We start from the raw sequence: 20,078 nt of genomic DNA on the forward strand, positions 1-20,078 counted from the left end.
AGAATGGTTCGTGATCGAATTCCTAAAACTTGGATCTCAGGTTGGTTTTTGTCTATCTGTTTCCTCTTGCCTTTTTCCTTCTGTAATATCATCCCTGGCCTACAAAAGCAGGAATCGAATCATAACAATCTTCTTCTTGGATTAGCCGCCTATACCTATCTCACTTCAGGCAACTGCGAAACGGGAGGAGACATTTGGGCCAGGAACATTCAAACACAAACAAGCTATTGTGTTCCTGTCGAACTTGTGGCATCCCAACCCAATGTGGAAGTGTACAGACAAAAAAATCTATCGGTTAACTATGATCTACAGGCTTTCGCAGTCGAATTCAACGACCAAACCTATCCTAAGTTAGTTTCCGCATTCGGAGCGCCTTCCGATGTGGACAAAAACGGTAAAATTAAAATCTTAGTATTGGATATCATCGACGGAGCGAAAGCAAACACTTCTTATGTGGCAGGTTTTTATGATCCTATCAATTATTTTCCGGATCAAAAACAATCTTCGTTACGTTCCAATTATGCGGAAGTTCTTTACTTAGACGGTAAGGAACTCATCGACAGCTTGGTCAGGGATCCTACAGCATTTTCATCCACAGCTGCGCACGAATTTCAACATTTGATCCGTTATCCTTTTATGGTGGAAACGAGAGCCACCGATGATCTTTGGATCAACGAAGGAACCAGCGAAGTCGCAAGTGATATCGCAGGTTTCGGGCCGCAGAAATACAGGATCGAATGTTATAGAGGAACCGATTCCGCACGTTGTCCGAACGGAGCGAACGGGGTATCCTTACTCAATTGGTCCAATCAAACCAATTCCAGCACAATACTCAAACAATACGCACTGGCCTATGTCTATATGAGATATATTTACGATATCTCGGGAAGCACGGATGCGGAACGAAATTCCTTTTTCAAAAAAACGGTACAAGGAAACAGCATAGGAATCAGGGCGGGGTATGCAGGCCAGCTTATGACAGTTTTGCGAGATATGCCCGCTTATAACTCGGGTTTACTTGGCGCAACGGATACGGAAGCTTTTTTCAGAACCTTCATTCTTCTTATGGGACAGACAAGTGCAGCGACTAACTTTTCTAATGTGGAAAGAGTTACTGCTACCAGCCCGATAACAACCAGCATCGTGGACCTATCGGGAGCATATACAATGTATCCTTTGGGAAGCAACTTGGCAGATCTTGCCACCACACCGATCGTTCCAGTTCCTGTCGCAAATTCTGTTCTTACCACAGGTTCAGCAAATAGCTATGCAATTAATTTTTCCAATTTCTCTACCTTGCCATATATGAACATCGCAACTGTCAAAAATTCGGGGAATACTAGAACTGTTCTTGCTTGGGGTGCCTACTCCGCAAGTTCTACTTCTTCCATCAGGGAACTTACCGCAACGAAAGAAAGCGCGGAAAGCAGATATAAAAGTTTGATTACGGAAGGAGAAAGATCGGAGAAAGGGGCTTTACCCCTTTGCGGAACAGGATTTATAAACGATGAGTTTCATAACGTCGGAAGTATTCCAGTTGAACCGCCCGCATCAAAGAATGATAACACTCCTTAGCGATATGGCCTCCGTCTGCGAAAGCATTACAAGAATAATTAGGATCTTCCTTTAATTTCAAAATCGACTGATCGAACTTCCCCGAGACGGATCCGATTTTTTCTTCCCAAGCGGAAACAGCCTTTTCTTTGCTAATCAAATCTTCAAAGTTAGGTGAAGATGTCGGCCAAACGATGATGGCACGGATATTGTCCGACTTCAATCGAGTTAGGATTTTTTCATAGAACCCGTATTGCATTTCACTGGGAACATAAGAAGCAAACAGCCAATCTAAAGTCCTGTGACTCGTCAAATCCAGAAGATTCGCATCTTTCTCCACATAATTATCAATAGGCGAAAGACCGTGCCCGTTGTTTTGGACGATAAAATCGAACGTAGTTTGGTTCATGGAAACGAAACTTTCCAAATTCGGATTTTTATAATTTCTCCACATCTGATCCAGATAGGGTTTGTATGTTCCCACTGCGAATATCTTTCTACCTAAGAAAAAACTCACATTGTCTTTCCCAAACAGCCAAGCATTGGATAAAACATAAGGAAGATCGAAACTATAAGTTAGGTTGGAGATTTTAAAGATGGAGTTTTGATTGAATTGATTGGGATCTGTCTCCATTAAAACCAAATCGGGACGAATGCCTGCATCCAGAATGCGAGTGAGTTGGTAATCGTAATAAGCGGGGGTCGTGACCGCAGAAGAAAGATTATAAATTTCCCAGTCAGGATAAAAAGACTTCAAATCTTCCGCATCGAAATAAAGAAGTCTGGAAGATCCTAAGATCAACATCAGTTTTTTATCAGACTTTGTTTTCTTTTCGGAGATTAAATTCTCCAATAAGGTTCTTTTTGCAGAATAATTAACAGCAGTTAGATCGAGTTTTGTGAGAAGCTGAACGAAAGGGATACGAAAGATGGAATCGACTAAAAGTAAAAATCCAAAAAGAATGACCGGATAAAATAAAAAGGGTTTCCCTCGCATAAGGTAAAAGGAACAAAAACGGGGATTAAAAGTAAAGCCAATTGATCGGCATGAGGAACCTCTCTGGGATTTTCCCAGAGAGTAAAATTTAAGCTACTTGTGTTCTAAGTATCTTGCGGCGTTTTTTTAGATTGAGGAACCAGTCGTCTGCTTGGCGCGTATGGCTGACCAATTTTTTGACATATTCCCGATTTTCAGGATTTAAGATTTCTCTCGCCTCTTGAATGATTTCTTCTACCGTCTTTACGTGGAATGTGAAGTAACTGGTAAACAGATCATAATATTCTCTTTCCGTCGTTTCCCAAGAGTATTTTTGAATGTCTTCAAAAAACTCATATAACATAGGAATGTCGGCTTCCGGAGTCGCATCGAAGTGATTATTCATCATGGCAACTCTATCAGTGATGTCTGTCAGTTTTTGAAAATAGGTTTCTAGTGCAGGAAATTCCAAATGACCCCTCCTTATAACCCTTACTTTTACCAGGATTTTAGAAGGAGTCGAGAGATCAAGTTTTTTTTGCAAATTTTGTGAAGTCCGGATTTTCTTTTAGAAAGGAAACAAGATGAGTCACTTGTTCTTCCCAGCCCTCTTTGGCACCGTTCATCCAAACATCGAAGGCATCCGAATTGGGATATCCCCCATTAACCACAGTTAGCCTGGATTTCCCGGGAGCAGCAGATTCGAATAACAACTGCAAAAAAATATCTCCCGCAGGATGGTCTTTCCATTCCATAATCAACTCTTTGCCGGGAACGATTTTTTTATAGGTTCCGTGAGTGGTAAAATCCCCTTCGATTCCCAATTTCCAAGTCCAGGAGAAATCTCCTCCTTCTTTCGGCCTGCCACGAACCTCGTCCGCAAGCCAGTGAGTTAACACTTCATAAACGGTAATGGCAGACCAAAGTCTTTCAATTGGTTCGTTGAAATCAAAAACGGATCGAGTTTCCCTCATACGTCAAAGGTTGGGGCCTCTACGATCCTTTGGCAACCCGTTTTTCATAAAGACAGATGGACAGAAGAAGATGAAACTCTTATCCTCGTTATTTAGATTCTGACAACATAGGACGGATACATGCGTTCCCTTTTTATTTTTCAATTTATTTCCTCCGTCATTTGTATTTTCACTTTAGGGGCGCAATTGGCCTTGTCTCTCACGGTTGCGGAAGACAGAGGGAGTTCTTACGGTTTAGCGGTCATAAATTATTTCAGTTATATGACGATATGGACCAATATATTAATTGCTGCCTACTTTTTCCTGCCTCTCACCTTCCCTAAATCTAAGTTAAACGAATTCCTTCACAGATCCACGGTAGAGACAGGAATATTAGTATATATTCTAATTGTGGGGATCGTGTATCATCTTCTTCTTTCCGGAGTCTGGAATCCTCAAGGTCTACAATACATCGTAGACATCAATCTTCATTCCACGGTGCCCCTGCTTTATATCGTTTACTGGCTGATGTATATAGAGAAGGGAAATCAAGTTTATAAGAACGCTTTTTTCTGGCTTTTATATCCGATGATTTATGCAATTTATATATTTATCAGAGGGGAAATCATACATATTTACCCTTATCCTTTTACGGACGTTCTAAAATTAGGGTATGCGGTTTCTCTTCGAAATTTTCTATTTCTAAGCCTTGCATATTACATTCTTGGAATATTTATCGTTGCAATAGATCGGCTGTTTTTCAGGCTGAAAACAAGACATGGACGCTAAAGAACATTTACTCACTCTGGCTCGTTATCACCAATGGGCGACAGGTCATTTATTTCTGCACATCCAAGGAATTCCGGATGAGGATTACAAAAAAGATTTCGGTCTATTTTTTAAATCGATTCACGGAACTCTCAATCACTTGTTAGTTGCCGAAAGACTTTGGTACAATCGGTTCGCAGAAAATTTTTCTCCCGTTGTTTCCTTGGACAGTGAAGTGGAACCGGATAGATCCCGTTTGAAGGAAGTCGCCATCAAAGAATCTGGAAAATGGGAAACTTTCATCAAATCCCTGAAAGAGATTCCCGATAAACTGGAATACAGTACAATGAGAGGGTTTCAGGCAAATCTGCCCTATGTTTTGACTTTGGCACATGTATTCAACCACGGAACCCATCACAGAGGACAAATCATAGCTGCCATCACTGCAATGGGTTACTCTTCACCCGAGATAGATTTGGTTTATATGCTCCAAGCGGAAGAAAGGATGAATACCACCTAATTAAAGCTATATATTTAGATTGTTCGGTCTCACATAAACCGCTTGCACAACACTGATGTTTCTCATTTGAAACGCAGCGGCGCAATACGCCAAATAGTATCTCCATTTACGGATGAATGTCTCATCGTAACCTTGGTTTCTCACTTCGGATAGATTCTCTTCGAAAGCCTTAAGCCAAAGCCGTAGAGTTTTCACATAACTGAGTCCCATATCTTCCAGATGAAACAAATGCATATTTCCCGTTTTATTGATCGCCTCGTTCATTCTTCCTATGGAAGGAAGAAGTGAACCTGGGAAAATATGTTTCTGAATGAAATCGATTCCTTTGCGGAAAGATTCGAAGCGGGAATCGGGAGATGTGATCACTTGTAAGGCGAGAATCCCGTCCTGAGGAAGAAGTTCTTGGCATTTCTGGAAAAAAGTTTCGTAGTATCTTTCTCCTACCGCTTCCAACATTTCCACGGAGACGATTTTAGAAAAAGAACCGGAAAGATTACGATAGTCTTGGATTCGGATCTCAATTCGATCGGACAAACCTTCCTTCTCGATCCTTTCCTTTGCATATCGAAATTGTTCATCGGAAAGAGTAACAGTAGTCACTTTGCATCCGTATTTTTTCGCAGCATAGATGGAAAGATAACCCCAGCCGCTTCCGATCTCCAAAAGATGGTCTGTTTCGTTTAACTTCAATTTTTTGCAGAGAAGATCTACCTTTTTCTCTTGCGCCTCTTCCAAAGTTTGATCCAGATCAGTAAAATAAGCGGAACTGTAGGTCATGGAAGGATCCAAAAATAATTTATAGAACCGATTTCCCAAATCGTAATGTTCCACAATGTTTTTTCGGCTGCCTTTCAGGCTGTTTCTGCGTAGAAAATGAAGAATTTTATTTCCGATGCTGAATAGATCGAGATGAAACTTCTTTTTGTTCGAGCCGGAAAGACTGGGAGAATCGTCCACGTTCAAAATGAACCAGGAAATCACATTTTCGATCGAATCGGTCTGCCAGTCTCCGTCTATGTAAGATTCGGCAAATCCGATATCACCATATAACACTGATTTTTTGAAAAAAGAATTTGCCTTCACATGAACCAGAGCGGAATGAAACCTAGATTCTTGTCCCGAGTCGGGATTCCCTAAAAACGTTTGCGATCCGTCAGGAAGGATCATCCGCAAAGAACCTTTTTTCATGGATTTCATCGCTTGGAAAAAGATTTTCTCGTAGATGGGAAGTGATTTTGTATTTCGTTTTTGTTCTGTAAAAAGGGTCGGTTCAGTCGAATTTTGCAATAGAGACTGGTTTACTGACTTGTCCAAGGGAGACTCCTGTTTGTTTATTTAAATTATCTTTTTTATTTATGTAAGGGATTTGTTTGAGCCAAAGCTTTAGTGCCTGCCAATGGATCAAAACTATTATTTTGACTGTTACGAAAGGAAAACGGGCAAATAGAAAGCCAAGGTTTTTATTACGAAATGGAATTTTTTTTCCAAAAAAGGATGTGGTTAAAATTCGTTTTCCGTTCTCCCAGGAATCCACTCCGATTTTCAAATCTTCTTCCGGAAAATTCAGTCGAAATTCGAATTCGGAATCGAGAGAAATAAAAGGAGATACGTAAAAATCTTTTTTCACTCTGATATGAAATTGAGGATTTGCAATCGTTCCTTTGTTATTCGGTATCACTAAACCGACATAAGGTTTAATTTCCCCGAAAGTATTTCCTACTTCCTGAACAGAACACAATAAATTTCCTTTTTCAGAGAAACAAAAATAAAAACTGACCGGATTAAAGACATAACCTAAAACTCGTAGATTGGTGAGAAGATACACCTTTCCTATCGTTTCAGATACCCCCGATGCGGATAAAAAAGCTTTCAGGTTACTAAGAGTGTCTTTTTCTCCGAATCGGATGTGATCTTTATCATAAAAGGAAAAAAGTGAAAAAGAATTTCTAGCAAAAAAAAGATGTTCCTTGTCCAGTTCGTCCAACTCCTCCAAGTCGAGCAGAAAGGTACAAACATTGTATCTAAAGCTGTTCTTATGCGGTGAGGTTCTCGTATGGGATACAACCGCATCGTAGATGCGGGAGTTCATGACCAAGGATCTCTTTTTAATATGGATCTAGAGACATTCACTGCAGATAAAAAACCGTCCTCATGGAATCCGTATCTAAAATAGGCTCCTGCATAATAAATGGGACCTGTTTCGTTTAAGAGAGGCAGTCTGCTTTGAGCCAATGAGGAAGGAACGGAAAACAAAGGGTGTTCGTATTCGATTTCTTTGAGAATATGTTCTTTTCGGACTCTGCCAGGATCGTTGATGGTAACGAAATAATTTTTTTTATCGGAAACTCTTTGTAGGCGGTTCATCCAATAGATGGTATAAGGAAGATCTTTGCCGGAATCGTTCCGAATGATTTTATAATTCCAGCTAGACCAACAAAGTTTTTTGCGAGGCATATCGGATGCATCCGTATGCAAAGTGGCCGTATTTTTCTGATAGGCGAAGAGAGGGAGAAGCTCCCGTTCCAAAGGCTCTGGATTTCCCAAAAGTTTTGCAGAAATGTGTCCGTGAGTCGCAAGAACCGCCTTATCAAAAACTTCGGAACTTCCGTCTTCCAAAACGACCCTGACTTTTCCATCTTCACGAAGCACTTGTTTAACGGAAGAGTTCAGGCGGATTCGATCAGAATAACCTGCAGTGATTCGTTTCACGTATTCTCTCGACCCTCCGTCCACAGTCCACCATTGATGTTGAGTATTGAGACCTAAAAAACCGTGATTATAAAAAAATCGAATGAGAGACTTTGCAGGGAAAGACAACATCAAATCAGGAGGAGTGGTCCAAACTGCGGAACTCATGGGAATCAAATAATAATTGAGGATATCTTCTCCGTATTTGTTTTCTTTCATGTACTTTCCCAAGTCCCAATCATCGTATTCGGGATCTTCCAAAATGGAAGGAGCGGTTTTGTTGAAACGATCGATTTCCAAAAGCATCTTAATGAATTTAGGTTTGAAAAAATTGCTTCTTTGCGCAAAAAGTCCGTTCAAACCTGAACCGCAGAACTCTAGTTTTGTGGGATCAAATTGAACACTGAAAGACATATCCGACTTTTTGGTAGGTACATTCAGAACTTGAAATAATCTGAGTAAGTTGGGATAGGTCACATGATTGAATACGATGAAGCCGGTATCGATGGGGATTTGTTTCCCATCTTCGGGAACATCCACAGTATGAGTGTGTCCCCCGATATAATCCGCCTTTTCAAATACTGTGAGATCGTAGTCTCTGGATAAAAAATAGGCACTTCCTAATCCTGCAATGCCTGTCCCGATTACAGCGAGTTTTTGTTTCACTTATTCCTCTGGTCTTTTCTTAGACAAAAGCCCGAAGAATCTCGGACTTAAAAAATATAGGACGAAAATTTCAGCCGAAAAGGCGGCTCATCTGCGTATGAATTTCCAAGGCTTTTTTCTCCGCAAGATCCGCAAAGTTATCTTCCTTGGTGAGAAGAGTGATCCCTCTCGAAGAATTGATGACGGAGTTCTTACCTGCTGCCGCATAAATCTCCTCCAAACTTCCCCCTTGCGCTCCGAATCCGGGAATCAGAAAGATAAGAGACGGGTGCCTGTCTCTGATTTTTTTCAGTTCTGCAGGATGAGTGCCCCCTACTACGATCCCCACTTGCCCGGGGTATTCGGACTCAAGCCTGGCCGTAAAATCGGAAACTTCTTCGTACAAAAATTCTCCTTTCCCTTGGATAACTAACTTTTGTAAGTCGGAGGAGGAAGGATTGGATGTAAGACCCAAAATGAAAATAAAACCTCCCACATCCAAATAAGGAAGCAAAGTGTCTCTTCCCATATAAGGATTTACGGTAAGCGCTTCCACTTGCAAGGTTTCGAAATAGTATTTAGCGTATTCTTTGGCAGTGTTGGCAAGATCTCCCCTCTTCGCATCGGCGATGATCGGAACTTCAGGACAGATTGCGCGGCATAGATCCACATACATCTCGAATTCACGGAAACCTTTTGCTCCGAATCTTTCGAAGAAGGCAAGGTTCGGTTTCCAAGCCGTAGCATAAGGATGCGTTTTTTCCACGATGGATTTGGAAAAAGAAAACAAAGGAGTTTCGGAAGAAAGACAAACGGAAGGGAGTTTTTCCCATTCAGGATCCAACCCGACAGAAAGAAGAGAAGAAAGTTCCTCTCTTCTTTTGGTGAATTTTTTTAAGAAAGAAGATGTTCCCAAATCATTTGCCTCTTTTTTTTCTGGCTTCCCATTGTTCGTCGATGCTTCCCTTTTTGTACCATCCGTAGATATGACCGGGGATCACAGTAAGAACCGTCACGGGATTCGCTTTGATGTCTCCTACAGCGCCCCCCACATAAGTGGAGTAAGCCGGGACAAGAAGTTCGTAAGATTCTTCCAATTGTTTTCTATCTTCTTTTTCCGCAAAATAATTAAAAGCATCGTCGGAAGCGCGAGCTTCATGGTACAAAGCACCCACTACCGGAATCGCATACATGCTGGCGTATAAAGTTCTGTATTTTCTTTGGGAAAAATCCTTCGCATGGGCTCCTTCATGGATGACCACGGCAGGAAGGTCGGAATAGATATTGATCGTGTTTGTGAAAGAATTGTAGTGATCTCCTCCTATCAATCCCGCAAAAAGACGATCAGGCAACAGAGTGTAGGAGATAAGAGAGATGGATCCGAAAAAATATTTCACAATTGGGTTGATGTTTTCGTTTTTACTCAACCTTCTCCATTCGGAAAGCGGAGCATATTGATTGAATCTAACCTTAACATCTCTTAGGTTATTCTCTTTGATATAATTGATCAGATATTGTTTCGTTTCAGGAGAAATATCATGATTGTCAGCCTTTCGGTTCCAAAGAATGAGTTTGGAAGGGAAAGAAAGTATGTTACCGATTTGATCCAAAAGCCAAACAGGCTCTCCTTCTTCGAATTGAGGATCTTCCTCTTCAAAAGCGGGCGAAGGAAGATAAGGATTCCCATAATTGTATTTTTTTTCAATCGAATAACAGTTGATTATCGAAAATAGAACAGAAATAAAAAGAAGGAACGAATATTTCATAGACTATCCAGGATTTCCTTCAGTTTGGGATCGTTTACAGGCTCTTGGTTGTGCTGCCTTTTCAGAAGTTTAGGGCTCGAATTAAATCCGCTTTGGTTTTCCAAAAACAGAAAAAATTCTTCCATCACATTTCTGCCCAATTGATTGATTTGATCTTCTCTGTTTCCCCTGTAGCCCATATAAGGAACATACCAAAGCAAAGGAACGAGAGTAACCGTTGAAAAAACATGAAAACAATTCGTAACATGGGATTCGATTCTATCCTTATAGTCGAATACTTCCGGTTTTTCTTTACCGATTTGTACGGAAGCACGCAGCCTAACTTGCACCAGGTTGGAAGAACAATCGTCTTTCGATTCCAATAAAAAATCGGTCACTTGGATTTTTCCCCCTTCCCGAATCAAACGAGGGAATCTTTCGCCGCGAATGGAAAGATCTTTTCGGATCAGATAAGAAAGATGACCGTATTCATTCACCAAGTCGTCCGGATTGAAAAAATAACCGTCATAGATTCCCAGTTTTGTTTCGTATCCTGCTGGAACAGTTACTGTGACATTGGGAATCGGACGCACTCGTTCGAAAAGAATCTCTTCAGGGAAAGGACGATAGACTCTTAAAGAAACACCGCACTGTATCAGTAGCAGACAAGATACGATGGCGGAGGTGATTTTTCTTTCAAAACGCATAACTGTACCCAAAATAAAGATTCAGCACACTGAAATAACGAGAGGTTCTTTTCCCGGTTCCGTCCGCTTCGTAAATTGCGGACGATTTGTACCAATCCATAACGCCCGCTCCCAAAGAATCGACATTCACTGCTGTGAATCTCGGCATCTGACTTTCGTTAGCTTTCCAGGTATAACTGGTGGATTGAAATCCGAAATTTAATCTATGTTGTTTCAAAAAAAGAAAGGAGTATACGAAGTGAAAGTCGAATCCGCTGAGATTCATCTGCAAAGGTCTGCCGGATTCGATGGAATAATATTGGTTTAAACCGGAAATCGCTCCCTCTGCACCGTACATCGGATCTTTTAAGACGGTTCTTTTGTAATCCAAAGTTCCGAACGGAGTCAGAAAGATGTCGGCACCTAACTCTAGTCTCATCCCCAAAGGAAAAGACTGGTAGTAACGCATTCCGGCGCTAGGTGCCACGAAAGAAACATTTTCCCGAATCGCACCCGCTTGGTTCAAAGTGGAGGAATAATAAGCGGAATCGGTTCTCCATCCTCCGGTTCTAATTCCGAAATCCCAACTGAACCATTTGTCTTTTCGAAACTCTTCATAAATCTTCAATACGAGTCGATGGTCCAACATTCTGAATCTGGTTTCGTACTGAGCGGTTTGGAAACCATTAATCAAACCGAAAGTATTATGAGTATAAGAAGTTTGGAAAGGAAGATTGCTGTATTCGATTCCCCATTTTTGATTTTCTCTTCTGTAGGATAAAGTGATAGAGGGAACTATTTGTCTGGAAGAGAAAGACTTAGGTTCGTCAGTGAGAGGAAGAACGGATTCATTCTGATAAGGAATGGAACTTCTGGGAAAAAAAGGAGAGCCGGATTGGAACCAAAGTCTTGCGTTTTTATCCTGCCAATCTTCCCCGCCACCGAATGCGGCAAAACTTCTGTTTCCTCGGATTCCTATTTCCCAAAACCCTCCCCAAAATGAAACATTTCCCGAATCGAAAGGTCTGGTTTTATGAACGTCCGAAACGGGAGTTTCGTAGTCTTTTCTGAATTGAAAATCTTTTCTTCTGATTTGGGCGGCTTTGATTCTTTTTTCTTCCGCCGCATTCGGGTAACCGTTGGACTCGTAATATTCGGCTTCTAACTCAAGTTTTACGGCCTCAGATTCTTGGGCGAACAAAGACCCGCCCGAGAACAGGATAAAGATTAAAAAGAAACCGTACCATTTCTTCATAAATGTAAAAAAAAAGGACGGCTTCAATTTCAAGCGGATCTACCCTTTTCTTTTGATAAAGGATTTGGCGAATTCTGGCAAGACAAAAGCTGCCTTGTGAATCTCAGGGCTGTAGTATTTTAAACCTTTCGGTAAACGACTGATATCCGGCGTTACTTTGTAAGGATCAATCGCATTGGAAAGGAAAGTGAACCCTATGATCCCGGAAGGATACGTAGGGATAGTCGTATAATAATATCCGTATTCCGGGAAAATTTTAGGAATAAACTCGAAGAGAGAAGAAATCACATCTCCATGGTACCAAAAAGATTCCGCTTGAGTCGCAATGATTCCCGTAGGCTTCAAGGCACTCGCCATATCTCTGTAAAATGGTTCCTTGAAAAGAACTTCCGCAGGACCAACGGGATCGCTGGAGTCTACAAGGATCACATCGAATCTGCCTTTGTTTTCTCTGGCAAATTTAGCTCCGTCATCGTAATGATGGATTACTTTTTTATCCTTCATGGCATCCGCACATTCCGGAAAATATTGATAACTGATATCTACGACCGCTTTGTCGATTTCGCAGAGAACCACTTCTTTCACGGAAGGGTGTTTCAGAACTTCTCTTACGGTTCCTCCGTCTCCTCCTCCGATCACAAGAACGGATTCAGGGTTCGGGTGACTCATCATGGGAATATGGGCAATCATTTCATGATAAGAATGTTCATCTTTGTTCGTGACCATAGTCACTCCGTCCAAAGTAAACATACGCCCGAAGGATTGGGTCTCAAAAATATCGATCTTTTGAAAAGGAGTTTGGATACTATCTAAGGTTTTAGTCACTCTGTAACTGACCGCTCTTCCTTTTTCTAATTCCAACTTTTCCGTATACCAAATCTCCATTCCTCTGCTCCTTAGTTTTTGTACGAATTCATTTCGTTTTTTGCCAGATTTAGGGTTATGGATGGGAAGTGTAGTTTTTTTTACCCATTGAAAAAGTTCTTTCCAGATTCTCAGCCAGGAATAAAACCTTGGCTTTCAGCCAATTTTGATTAGAAAAGGGAGATTCTATGCTCGGAAATTTTACTGAAAGTTTAAAAGGAACATTGGGCGGAGTGGTGCTTATCATCGTTTCTTTTCCCATTTTGTTTTTGAACGAAGGTCGATCTGTAGATGTTGCAAAAGGTTTGGAAGAAGGGGCGGCTCTAGTAGTGAGCATCAATCCTACCCAAGACTTAGGAAAATACGATGGAAAACTAATTCATGCATCTGGAGAAGCAAAAGCCGGTGCTAAAATAAAAGACTCTGATTTCGCAATCGATGAAGCAGGACTAGGACTCTTCCGTACAGTTGAGATGTACCAATGGAAAGAGGAAGTTACCGAAGATTCAGAGAAAAAATCAAAAAAAGAATATACTTATCATGAAGAGTGGTCTTCTTTCAAAATCGATTCCAGCAAATTCAAAGAGAAGTCAGGGCACTCAAATCCGAACTTTCCGTACGAAGCGGAAACTTTTTATGCGGATTCCGTAACTTTGGGAAATATCGATTTTTCGACTCCTCTCATTCAAAGCATTCCAACAAACGATGAACTTACTTACGACCAAGCAACTATCAATCGATTGAAAGCTAAATTCGGTGCGAAAGCGAAGATTCATGACGGCCAAATCTATTTAGGAAAAGATCCTGCTGAACCGGAAATCGGTGACATTCGTGTGTCTCATAAAATCGCTCCGGAAGGAACTGCTTCCGTAATCGGACTATTGGACGGGAACAGCTTAAACGGATACCAAACGAAAAGAGATACTACAATCTTAGTTTTCAGCTACGGTAAAAAAGATGCAGCGACTATGTTCCGTGAAGAACAAGAAGCGAACACTTTCCTTACTTGGATTCTGCGATTGGTGGGATTTCTAGTTATGTTCTTCGGATTCAAACTTTTGTTCGGACCGATTGCTGCTGCAGGCGGATGGATCCCGATCTTAGGTGGTATTTTAGAAATGGGAGTGAGTTTGGTTGCGGGAATTCTTTCCTTCTCTCTTTCTTTCACAACCATTGCGATTGCATGGATTTTCTTCCGTCCGCTTCTAGGAATCGGTTTACTGCTTCTAGGCGGAGGCGCTTTCGCTTTCTTAATGTATCAAAAAGGAAAGTTCGGAAACAAACCTCCAGTTACAAATTAATCCACACAAAAAACGAAAAGTATCTCCCTAAAAAGAGATACTTTTTCGCTAAAAAAGAGGAACTTTTGGGAAAAAATTCTGTCTCTTATAAAAGACCGAACTATGAAATTTTTTTCCAGCAAGTTCCTTTTCTTTTTATTGCTGATACCGTTTCTTATATTTCCGATTTCTCATTGTACAGTCGCAGAAACGGACAATCGCAAAGAACTGGGCTTTTACGCACTTCTCTATCTCTCCGATTACAATAACCCGGACAAACCGTCCGTTTATTTCTCTACAGTCAGACAGGTGGAATTGGAAATCGCTTACGAGACGGGAGCAGAACCGGAAGCCGGAAATTTTGCGTTAGGCGGAAGTCCGTATTGGTCCGTTACGGAAGATAATCTAAAAGCAATTTTCGCAGACAGAGATTATACGGTAAACGTTGTGATTCCCACTTCCTCCAGCGAAATGAAAAACATTCCCAAACAGAACAGATCCACATGGACGGTATCTCAAATTTTGGATTTAGCAAGTCGTTATCAATCGAGAAGATCCGACTTTCAAACGGCTCGTTTTTTTCTGGTTTATGTGAACGGTCATTTGGACAACAACGGCTCTCCCAATACGAGCGTGGTCGGAGTGAACATAGGAGGAACTCCCGTCACAGTGGTCTTTAAAGACGTAGTCAAAGATTTCGCAGCGAACATGAGACCTATCGCCGAACAAGTCACAGTCGTTCATGAATTGGGACATGCTTTGGGTTTTGTCAATAATGGAATCCCTCTCACTTCCCAACACCAAGACATCCCTAACGGAAAACATTGTACAAACACAACCTGTGCGATGTACCACCAGATCGAAGGCAAAACCAGTTTAAATAATTTCGCACAGTCCTATTTTTCCACCATGAGCAGAGTCGTGATCAAATCGGAGTGTTTGGAAGACGCTAAAAAATACAAACCTTAAGCAGGAAGTCCCTTTCTCGTCCCTTCTTTTTTACTATACATAAGTTATGTATGACAAATTTTTGACAGAATGAAATTCCTGAATCCTAAAAACACGCGCACTGCTGCCGTAGGTTTTATTTTCGTCACCATCCTGATCGATTCCATAGGGTTTGGGATCGTAATTCCCGTCCTCCCCAACCTTATCGTAGAACTCACTGGAGACAGTATCGGCCAAGCCTCCTCTCACGGAGGGTTTTTGATGTTCGCATACTCCCTAGTTCAGTTCGTATGTGCTCCTTTTGTAGGAGCCTTAAGTGATCGTTTCGGAAGAAGACCGGTTCTTTTGGCAGCACTCTTCGGATTCACCTTGGACTATTTATTTCTCACATTCGCCCCTACTTTGTTTTTCCTTTTCGTAGGAAGAATCATCGCAGGGATTATGGGGGCCAGTTTCACGACTGCAAGCGCCTATATCGCAGACATCACTCCTGCCGAAAAAAGGGCGGAGAGTTTCGGGCTCATCGGAGTCGCGTTCGGTTTGGGCTTTATCATCGGCCCGTTAGTGGGAGGTCTCTTGGGACAATTCGGATCCAGAATCCCTTTTCTAGCAGCCGCAATACTTACATTCGTCAACTTTCTCTTCGGGTTTTTCATATTACCCGAATCCTTATCCCAGGAAAATAGAAGAGCCTTCGAGTGGAAAAATGCAAATCCTTTGGGAGCTCTCTATAATCTAAAACGTTACCCTTTGATTTTGCCTCTTGTGTTTGTTTTCTTTTTGGTCAGCATAGGATCTCACTCGGTTCAATCCAACTGGGCCTTTTATGTGATCGAAAGATTCAAATGGGATGAGAAGATGATCGGAATTTCTCTAGCAGTCGTAGGAGTATTGATCGCAATCGTACAAGGAGGTTTGATGGGAATCTCTATGAAAAAGTTAGGAGCGAAAAACAGTGTGTATCTGGGTACCGCACTTTTTTCGATCGGTTATGCGTTATACGCAATGGCAAACGCTTCTTGGATGATGTTCGCATTCTCCATCCCTTATTGTTTGGGAGGGATTTCAGGGCCTGCTTTGCAGGGAATCGTTTCTTCTCATGTCCCAGCCAACGAACAAGGGGAACTACAAGGAACTTTAACTAGTTTGATGAGTGTGACCTCCATCTTCGGACCGCTTCTGATGACGAGCGTATTCACTTATTTTACTACAGGAGGGGGAATCTATCTTCCCGGAGCTCCTATGTGGCTCAGTGCAGTCATCACTCTAATCGCACTTGCAGTCGCTTATTTCACTTTGGAGAAAGAGACGGAAGAAACAACAAAAACCACCGCCTAAGTTTCATCTGCACCTCTGGAAAAGAAAGGGAGTCACTTCCCTCTCTTTTCTTCCCATTCCAAAGTGATCTTTTGAATTCCATAATCATTTAACAAAGATTTCACTTTCTGTTTTGTTTCCGAAAATTCATCTTTTGTGAGGCCATCGAAAGATATATGGGCTGTAAATACATGAATCTCTCCATCTAACGACCACAAATGAGAGTCGGATATGGACTCCACTCCTTTCAAAGATGTGATCTCCTCTTCGATCTTATGAAGAGAAAGCCCTTGCGGAACATACTGTAGAAAAATTTTTCCTATCTGAAACAGATTTGGGAGAGCTCTACTGAGCACGAAAAGATTGATTCCTATGGAGAGAAGAGGATCCAACCAAAACCAGTCCTTAAAATAAAGCACAATGCTCATCACTAGAACCGCGACCCAACCCAATACATCTTCCAGAAAATGAAGTTTCACTGCTCTTTCATTCCAACCTGAATTCGATTTGAGACGCATGAACCCGATCCCGTTGATCAAAATTCCGAATAATGCCAAAAAGAACACTCCTTGATCATTGACAGGTTCCGGTTCCAAAAACTTAAAAATGGAATGATAGATCAATGCTACAGAGCTAACGATCAATATGGAAGAAGTCAAAAACGCGGATAAAAGCGAAAATCTTTTGTAACCATAACTCAAATTTTCGTTTTTACCTTTATTGGATTTCCTTTCCAAAAAATAGGCGAATCCCAATGCGAAAGAATCTCCCAAATCATGAAAAGCGTCCGAAACGATGGCGGTGCTATTCGTCCAGAGGCCACCAACTAACTCTATAATGGTGAAACTTGCGTTCATGCAGAATGCGATTGCGATATTTTTCGTTCCTTCCGGTGTTTTATGAGAATGATGATGGTGGTGATCGGAATCTTTGTGGTCGTGGGAATGATGAGAGTGATCGTGCATGGTGTTTTCCTAATGAATGGTTCGAAAATAATTGTCTATGGAAGACATGAATTCTTTCAAATCCTCCGTAAGTTCCGGATCTTTCGTTTGCGCCAGAATGCAATGGGAAAAATGATCCTCTATCAGAAGTTTGGCTACCTTGGAAAGAGCTGCCTGCACTGCCGCAATTTGGTGGATGACGTCGTTGCAAGGTTTCCCCTCCGCCACCATATTTCTAACAGATTTCAAATGCCCTTCCAAGCGTGCGAGGCGGTCCTGTATTTTTTTGGATGCGATCGTCGATTGGTCCATACAATATCCCTATCCCCCGGTAGGGGATAAGTCAATTAGAAAATTGGCGGAAGGAGAATCAATTTAAAACTTTCAGAGTGTTTAGTTCTCAGAGTGAAGGTTGGATTGAGAGCGGTTTTGGAAGATTTAGGAAAAATATCGTTTAAGATAAGGATGCAGGATTTGGCTTACCGACACGGTTCAGATACAATAAGCCAAGTTATAGGAAAGATTATTCTGATTCGTTTCGAGTGTTTCTTTCGATAGCCAATAAAACTAAAATCAAACATAAAAGAATCGCAATGATAAAGGAAAAAACGGCCAATGAGATATAAACTGCTTTGAGAACTTTCTCAAAGTATTTCTCAAATTCGCTTGAAGCAAACTTCGGATATTTCAGCTCCTTGTATCGATTGATGATGTCCGTTGGATCTTCATTATTATCTTTAGCTTTCGTAATGACTTTAGAAAGATTGTTCAAAAAATCTTGTTTTTTCTCATCATCCAGCGGGTTTAACCATCCGTAAAGAATGGATAAATTGTCTCCTGTAAAAGTTTCCTTAATGTTATCAGGAATGTTGATGCCTGGAAGAGTATCTTCAATTTTCGGTTGCGCATCTGAAGTAGCGGGAGCCAAGGATTGTTTCACTTCTTCGTAAGAAACATAAGTATCTTTTCCTGAAGTAAAAAATACGACAGTAGCGATGATTGTAACGATTAAGAAAAATAGAATTCCAACAGTTGTGAAAACTCTGGTTGCAGAGAAGAGAGATTTTTCTAGATTACTTGTTTTCAAAATTAAGTCCTTTCCTCATATATTTCCGAGAAACTAACATTTATTGCCGAAAATCAGAAATAAATTCTAATTCCCCGGAATCCATAGAGGAAGCTCAAATGATAATTTTTGTCTTTGCGTTTCAAATCTAGCTTTAGGCTAATTTATTTATATTTGATTGCAATGCCTATAGCATTAAAGGCAACACCTTGATTTTGAATCATATTTAAAATAATAACAGCATCTGCACCTGGATAATATTCTAGAGTATTTTCTCTCAACCTATCCAATGCGTCCTGGCAGAGTTCTGTATTCCTTTTATCTATTGCTTTTTGCCTGAAAGCCATTTTTGTATTGGAACTATTACTAGAGGCGGAAACAATACCTAATTCAGAAAATTGAATCGAATTTGCAGTCGCCATTGTTATTGCAGGAATGGACATTTATTTCTCCTTCATTTTTAAGTTATTCTATTTTCGACTAACTTTATTTATCTGCAAAATACTTCCAGATCAAAAAAACAAGTCAATTGAATTTCAAGTATAATGGAACTTTTGATCCGCTGATTCCAAATTTTGATTTTACAAAATGAATTCTTATCCACAATTCAAAAACTTCCCGTCTCTACCCCACCCGCTCTTTTGTAATTTACAATGATGATTCCGTTGGGAGAGATCCGACTTTCCGTTACTTGAAAAGCTGCGGGGATCGTGCCGGAGGTGAACAACCGTTTGCCGCTTCCCAACGTCAACGGATATATCTTTAACCAAAACTCATCGACTAAATCATGTTTCATAAGTGTCTGAACTAAATTAGCACTTCCATAAACGTGTAGATCCGGACCATCCTCTTGTTTGAGTTTTTTGATTTTCTCCACAATATCTCCGCTTAAAAACATGGAGGGTTTCCATTCACTGGAAGTGAGTGTATTTGAAGCAACATATTTAGTTGCAGACATGACTCCAGGCCAAAAGTCGGAATGTTTCGGCCAATAAGGCTCCCAAATCTCAAACGTTTTGCGGCCTAAAAGCAGATCGAATGGCAAACTCATCTGCTTCTGCATGACTGTCCCTAGCGTCTCGTCGGAATAAGGAACCTGCCACCCTCCATACACGAATCCTCCGCTAGTATCTTCTTCCGGCCCTCCTCCTGCTTGGATCACTCCATCAAGAGTTAGAAATTCGAGTACGATGATCTTTCTCATAACCAGGTTCCTTATGAAATCAATTTCGATCCAATATTGAAGAAAAATTTTTTGCCAGTCAATTGCATTTATTACTGCCTTCTTCCTTCCTCCAACTTTCGCAACATTCTATGAAAGTCGAAAAAAAATTTACTAGACTAAAGAAAGAAAATCCGACCTATCATTGCGAATGAAACTATTTACAATCGGTTTTACGAAAAGAAAAGCGAAAGACTTTTTTGAAACCTTAGTGGCTTCGAAAGTAAAAAGAGTCTTAGATGTGAGATTGAATAATGTATCTCAATTGGCGGGGTTTTCCAAAAAAGAAGATCTTCAATATTTCCTCAAAAAAATCGGAAATATCGACTATGAACACCTAACGTTGTTTGCCCCTACCCAAGAGATGCTGGATCAATATAAAAAAGAAAAAGGTAGTTGGGCGGATTATGAAAAACTATATCTAAATTTGATCAAAAAAAGATTCAATGAGATCAAATCCCAAAAATATAATTTTGAAGATTCATGCCTATTATGCAGTGAAGAAAAACCTCATTTCTGTCACCGCAGAGTTGCTGCAGAGTTCTTGAAAAAAGAGTACGATCAAAATATAAATATCGTTCACTTATAAATTCACTTAGGAAAGCCCTTTTTCATTTTCTATTTCTTTCTCAAATTGATTGTACAAA

General features: G+C 40.8%; 23 protein-coding genes. 7 read left to right on the forward strand and 16 right to left on the reverse strand.

What is annotated here, in order from left to right; genetic code table 11:
- Positions 1-3 precede the first annotated feature (3 nt).
- On the forward strand, positions 4-1,575 hold the full coding sequence (locus tag EHS15_RS07485; RefSeq protein ID WP_246051941.1) for a peptidase MA family protein: 1,572 nt from the start codon (positions 4-6) through the stop codon (positions 1,573-1,575).
- On the opposite strand, the gene EHS15_RS07490 is transcribed toward EHS15_RS07485, so the two are convergent.
- The 3 genes from EHS15_RS07490 to EHS15_RS07500 all read right to left on the reverse strand — a co-directional run bounded on the left by EHS15_RS07490 (position 1,499) and on the right by EHS15_RS07500 (position 3,504).
- On the reverse strand, positions 1,499-2,551 hold the full coding sequence (locus tag EHS15_RS07490) for a DUF1574 domain-containing protein (RefSeq protein ID WP_135759936.1): 1,053 nt from the start codon (positions 2,549-2,551) through the stop codon (positions 1,499-1,501). The genes EHS15_RS07485 and EHS15_RS07490 overlap by 77 nt on opposite strands.
- Before the next feature lie 88 nt (positions 2,552-2,639).
- Positions 2,640-3,002 carry a PLU-1-like domain protein gene (locus EHS15_RS07495; RefSeq protein WP_135759937.1) on the reverse strand — a complete coding sequence of 121 codons (363 nt, stop codon included), beginning with the start codon at positions 3,000-3,002 and terminating at the stop codon, positions 2,640-2,642.
- Between the two features lie 55 nt (positions 3,003-3,057).
- Positions 3,058-3,504, reverse strand: a complete 447-nt coding sequence (locus tag EHS15_RS07500) for an SRPBCC family protein (RefSeq protein WP_135759938.1) — start codon at positions 3,502-3,504, stop codon at positions 3,058-3,060.
- Between the two features lie 120 nt (positions 3,505-3,624).
- Between EHS15_RS07500 and EHS15_RS07505 the strand changes: the two genes are divergently transcribed.
- Together EHS15_RS07505 and EHS15_RS07510 are read left to right on the forward strand one after the other, a co-directional pair.
- Positions 3,625-4,272 carry a Pr6Pr family membrane protein gene (locus EHS15_RS07505; protein ID WP_135759939.1) on the forward strand — a complete coding sequence of 216 codons (648 nt, stop codon included), beginning with the start codon at positions 3,625-3,627 and terminating at the stop codon, positions 4,270-4,272.
- A complete protein-coding gene (locus tag EHS15_RS07510; protein ID WP_135759940.1) occupies positions 4,262-4,771 on the forward strand; it encodes a DinB family protein in 510 nt (169 codons plus the stop codon). Before EHS15_RS07505 ends, EHS15_RS07510 begins: the two co-directional genes overlap by 11 nt.
- Positions 4,772-4,777: 6 nt before the next feature.
- On the opposite strand, the gene EHS15_RS07515 is transcribed toward EHS15_RS07510, so the two are convergent.
- From EHS15_RS07515 to speE, 8 genes are all read right to left on the reverse strand, one after another.
- The gene (locus EHS15_RS07515) at positions 4,778-6,085 is read right to left on the reverse strand and encodes a class I SAM-dependent methyltransferase (protein WP_425460633.1); all 1,308 of its coding nucleotides are present in this window, start codon (positions 6,083-6,085) and stop codon (positions 4,778-4,780) included.
- The gene (locus EHS15_RS07520) at positions 6,042-6,860 is read right to left on the reverse strand and encodes a DUF1365 domain-containing protein (protein WP_246051943.1); all 819 of its coding nucleotides are present in this window, start codon (positions 6,858-6,860) and stop codon (positions 6,042-6,044) included. Before EHS15_RS07520 ends, EHS15_RS07515 begins: the two co-directional genes overlap by 44 nt.
- Entirely contained in the window at positions 6,857-8,125 is a 1,269-nt protein-coding gene (locus EHS15_RS07525; RefSeq protein ID WP_135759941.1) for an NAD(P)/FAD-dependent oxidoreductase, read from the reverse strand. The genes EHS15_RS07520 and EHS15_RS07525 overlap by 4 nt, the downstream gene beginning before the upstream one ends.
- Positions 8,126-8,195: 70 nt before the next feature.
- Positions 8,196-9,020 carry an orotidine-5'-phosphate decarboxylase gene (gene pyrF / locus EHS15_RS07530; protein WP_135759942.1) on the reverse strand — a complete coding sequence of 275 codons (825 nt, stop codon included), beginning with the start codon at positions 9,018-9,020 and terminating at the stop codon, positions 8,196-8,198.
- A 1-nt stretch (position 9,021) separates the two neighbouring features.
- Positions 9,022-9,870: a hypothetical protein gene (locus EHS15_RS07535; RefSeq protein ID WP_135759943.1), complete on the reverse strand. Its 849-nt coding sequence runs from the start codon at positions 9,868-9,870 to the stop codon at positions 9,022-9,024.
- Positions 9,867-10,556, reverse strand: a complete 690-nt coding sequence (locus tag EHS15_RS07540; protein WP_135759944.1) for a hypothetical protein — start codon at positions 10,554-10,556, stop codon at positions 9,867-9,869. The genes EHS15_RS07535 and EHS15_RS07540 overlap by 4 nt, the downstream gene beginning before the upstream one ends.
- A complete protein-coding gene (locus EHS15_RS07545; RefSeq protein ID WP_135759945.1) occupies positions 10,546-11,736 on the reverse strand; it encodes a hypothetical protein in 1,191 nt (396 codons plus the stop codon). Before EHS15_RS07545 ends, EHS15_RS07540 begins: the two co-directional genes overlap by 11 nt.
- Before the next feature lie 93 nt (positions 11,737-11,829).
- The gene (gene speE, locus EHS15_RS07550; RefSeq protein WP_135759946.1) at positions 11,830-12,675 is read right to left on the reverse strand and encodes a polyamine aminopropyltransferase; all 846 of its coding nucleotides are present in this window, start codon (positions 12,673-12,675) and stop codon (positions 11,830-11,832) included.
- A gap of 167 nt (positions 12,676-12,842) precedes the next feature.
- Between speE and EHS15_RS07555 the strand changes: the two genes are divergently transcribed.
- From EHS15_RS07555 to EHS15_RS07565, 3 genes are all read left to right on the forward strand, one after another.
- The gene (locus tag EHS15_RS07555; RefSeq protein ID WP_135759947.1) at positions 12,843-13,955 is read left to right on the forward strand and encodes a TMEM43 family protein; all 1,113 of its coding nucleotides are present in this window, start codon (positions 12,843-12,845) and stop codon (positions 13,953-13,955) included.
- Between the two features lie 102 nt (positions 13,956-14,057).
- Positions 14,058-14,903 (forward strand): hypothetical protein, encoded by an 846-nt coding sequence (locus tag EHS15_RS07560; protein ID WP_135759948.1) that lies wholly within the window; start codon positions 14,058-14,060, stop codon positions 14,901-14,903.
- 69 nt (positions 14,904-14,972) lie between these two features.
- Positions 14,973-16,220 (forward strand): TCR/Tet family MFS transporter, encoded by a 1,248-nt coding sequence (locus tag EHS15_RS07565; RefSeq protein ID WP_135759949.1) that lies wholly within the window; start codon positions 14,973-14,975, stop codon positions 16,218-16,220.
- A gap of 32 nt (positions 16,221-16,252) precedes the next feature.
- On the opposite strand, the gene EHS15_RS07570 is transcribed toward EHS15_RS07565, so the two are convergent.
- The 5 genes from EHS15_RS07570 to EHS15_RS07590 all read right to left on the reverse strand — a co-directional run bounded on the left by EHS15_RS07570 (position 16,253) and on the right by EHS15_RS07590 (position 19,413).
- Positions 16,253-17,164 carry a cation diffusion facilitator family transporter gene (locus tag EHS15_RS07570; protein WP_135759950.1) on the reverse strand — a complete coding sequence of 304 codons (912 nt, stop codon included), beginning with the start codon at positions 17,162-17,164 and terminating at the stop codon, positions 16,253-16,255.
- A 9-nt stretch (positions 17,165-17,173) separates the two neighbouring features.
- A complete protein-coding gene (locus tag EHS15_RS07575; protein ID WP_135759951.1) occupies positions 17,174-17,455 on the reverse strand; it encodes a metal-sensitive transcriptional regulator in 282 nt (93 codons plus the stop codon).
- Between the two features lie 211 nt (positions 17,456-17,666).
- Entirely contained in the window at positions 17,667-18,230 is a 564-nt protein-coding gene (locus EHS15_RS07580) for a hypothetical protein (RefSeq protein WP_135759952.1), read from the reverse strand.
- Between the two features lie 143 nt (positions 18,231-18,373).
- Positions 18,374-18,652 carry a hypothetical protein gene (locus EHS15_RS07585; protein ID WP_135759953.1) on the reverse strand — a complete coding sequence of 93 codons (279 nt, stop codon included), beginning with the start codon at positions 18,650-18,652 and terminating at the stop codon, positions 18,374-18,376.
- Between the two features lie 164 nt (positions 18,653-18,816).
- Complete coding sequence (locus EHS15_RS07590) at positions 18,817-19,413, reverse strand: dihydrofolate reductase family protein (protein ID WP_135759954.1); 597 nt, start codon at positions 19,411-19,413, stop codon at positions 18,817-18,819.
- Positions 19,414-19,582: 169 nt separating this feature from the next.
- Here EHS15_RS07590 and EHS15_RS07595 point away from each other — a divergent pair, with 169 nt between their 5' ends.
- Complete coding sequence (locus EHS15_RS07595) at positions 19,583-20,020, forward strand: DUF488 domain-containing protein (RefSeq protein WP_135759955.1); 438 nt, start codon at positions 19,583-19,585, stop codon at positions 20,018-20,020.
- Positions 20,021-20,078 lie beyond the last annotated feature (58 nt).

It is taken from the genome of Leptospira idonii (assembly GCF_004770995.1).
Classification (GTDB): Bacteria; Spirochaetota; Leptospiria; order Leptospirales; family Leptospiraceae; genus Leptospira_A; species Leptospira_A idonii.